Origin of the sequence: Paraburkholderia sp. EG287B, assembly GCF_040965595.1 — a bacterium.
Lineage (GTDB): Bacteria > Pseudomonadota > Gammaproteobacteria > Burkholderiales > Burkholderiaceae > Paraburkholderia.
This window is the reverse complement of record NZ_JBFRCG010000062.1, coordinates 1-2,651: the sequence shown is the minus strand read 5'-3', so window position 1 is coordinate 2,651 and position 2,651 is coordinate 1. Positions and strand designations below refer to the sequence as shown.

The following is a 2,651-nucleotide window of genomic DNA, read 5'->3' as shown; positions in this document are numbered from 1 at the left end:
GGTGTTGCTGAATTGGGGTTGTGTTGTTTCAGGCACAACACGTGATCTCAACCGTGCGTCACTCCCTTCGGGAGCAGGATGCTCGTAAGTGCTGAAGCACTAACGATCATCGCGAAACACACCTGTTATAGGATCAAGCCTTACGGGCAATTAGTATCAGTTAGCTTAACGCATTACTGCGCTTCCACACCTGACCTATCAACGTCCTGGTCTCGAACGACCCTTCAAGGGGATCAAGTCCCCGGGGAAGTCTCATCTTGAGGCGAGTTTCCCGCTTAGATGCTTTCAGCGGTTATCTCTTCCGAACATAGCTACCCGGCGATGCGACTGGCGTCACAACCGGTACACCAGAGGTTCGTCCACTCCGGTCCTCTCGTACTAGGAGCAGGCCCCCTCAAACTTCCAGCGCCCACGGCAGATAGGGACCAAACTGTCTCACGACGTTTTAAACCCAGCTCACGTACCTCTTTAAATGGCGAACAGCCATACCCTTGGGACCGGCTACAGCCCCAGGATGAGATGAGCCGACATCGAGGTGCCAAACACCGCCGTCGATATGAACTCTTGGGCGGTATCAGCCTGTTATCCCCAGAGTACCTTTTATCCGTTGAGCGATGGCCCTTCCATACAGAACCACCGGATCACTATGACCTGCTTTCGCACCTGTTCGACTTGTGGGTCTCACAGTCAAGCACGCTTATGCCATTGCACTATCAGCACGATTTCCGACCGTACCTAGCGTACCTTCGTACTCCTCCGTTACCCTTTGGGAGGAGACCGCCCCAGTCAAACTGCCTACCATGCACTGTCCCCGATCCGGATCACGGACCAAGGTTAGAACCTCAAACAGATCAGGGTGGTATTTCAAGGACGGCTCCATGCAGACTGGCGTCCACACTTCACAGCCTCCCACCTATCCTACACAAACCGGTTCAAAGTCCAATGCAAAGCTACAGTAAAGGTTCATGGGGTCTTTCCGTCTAGCCGCGGGGAGATTGCATCATCACAAACACTTCAACTTCGCTGAGTCTCGGGAGGAGACAGTGTGGCCATCGTTACGCCATTCGTGCAGGTCGGAACTTACCCGACAAGGAATTTCGCTACCTTAGGACCGTTATAGTTACGGCCGCCGTTTACCGGGACTTCAATCAAGAGCTTGCACCCCATCATTTAATCTTCCGGCACCGGGCAGGCGTCACACCCTATACGTCCACTTTCGTGTTTGCAGAGTGCTGTGTTTTTATTAAACAGTCGCAGCCACCAGTTTATTGCAACCCCTTCACCCTCTGCGCGCAGGCGCATCAAGCTACCAGGGCGTACCTTATCCCGAAGTTACGGTACCAATTTGCCGAGTTCCTTCTCCCGAGTTCTCTCAAGCGCCTTAGAATACTCATCTCGCCCACCTGTGTCGGTTTGCGGTACGGTCACTGTGAAACTGAAGCTTAGAGGCTTTTCTTGGAACCACTTCCAGTTGCTTCTTCACCTAGGTGAATGGCCTCGCACCCTTGAATCCCGCGCCCGGATTTGCCAAAGCGCCTTCTCCAATGCAAGGACCGGGACTTCCAACACCCGGACAACCTTCCGCGATCCGTCCCCCCATCGCATTTCACAATGGTGCAGGAATATTGACCTGCTTCCCATCAGCTACGCATTTCTGCCTCGCCTTAGGGGCCGACTCACCCTACGCCGATGAACGTTGCGTAGGAAACCTTGGGCTTACGGCGAGGGGGCCTTTCACCCCCTTTATCGCTACTCATGTCAGCATTCGCACTTCCGATACCTCCAGCACGCTTTTCAACGCACCTTCGCAGGCTTACGGAACGCTCTCCTACCATGCATATAAATATGCATCCGCAGCTTCGGTATATGGCTTAGCCCCGTTACATCTTCCGCGCAGGACGACTCGATCAGTGAGCTATTACGCTTTCTTTAAAGGGTGGCTGCTTCTAAGCCAACCTCCTGACTGTTTTAGCCTTCCCACTTCGTTTCCCACTTAGCCATATTTGGGGACCTTAGCTGGCGGTCTGGGTTGTTTCCCTCTTGACACCGGACGTTAGCACCCGATGTCTGTCTCCCGTGATTGCACTCTTCGGTATTCGGAGTTTGCTATGGCGACGTAATCCGCAATGGACCCATCAACCATGACAGTGCTCTACCCCCGAAGGTGATACACGAGGCACTACCTAAATAGTTTTCGGAGAGAACCAGCTATTTCCAGGTTTGTTTAGCCTTTCACCCCTATCCACAGCTCATCCCCTAACTTTTCAACGTTAGTGGGTTCGGTCCTCCAGCACGTGTTACCGTGCCTTCAACCTGGCCATGGATAGATCACCTGGTTTCGGGTCTACACCCAGCGACTGGACGCCCTGTTCGGACTCGCTTTCGCTACGCCTGCCCTATTCGGTTAAGCTTGCCACTGAATGTAAGTCGCTGACCCATTATACAAAAGGTACGCCGTCACCCCTTGCGAGGCTCCGACTGTTTGTATGCATGCGGTTTCAGGATCTGTTTCACTCCCCTCCCGGGGTTCTTTTCGCCTTTCCCTCACGGTACTGGTTCACTATCGGTCGATCACGAGTATTTAGCCTTGGAGGATGGTCCCCCCATCTTCAGACAGGATTTCACGTGTCCCGCCCTACTTGTCGTACACC

Annotated in this window: 1 rRNA gene; it reads right to left on the bottom strand. The window is 53.5% G+C overall.

The features are described from left to right. Window positions 1–129: 129 nt before the first annotated feature. Window positions 130–2,651, bottom strand: a 23S ribosomal RNA gene (locus tag AB4Y40_RS42640); the annotation flags it as partial.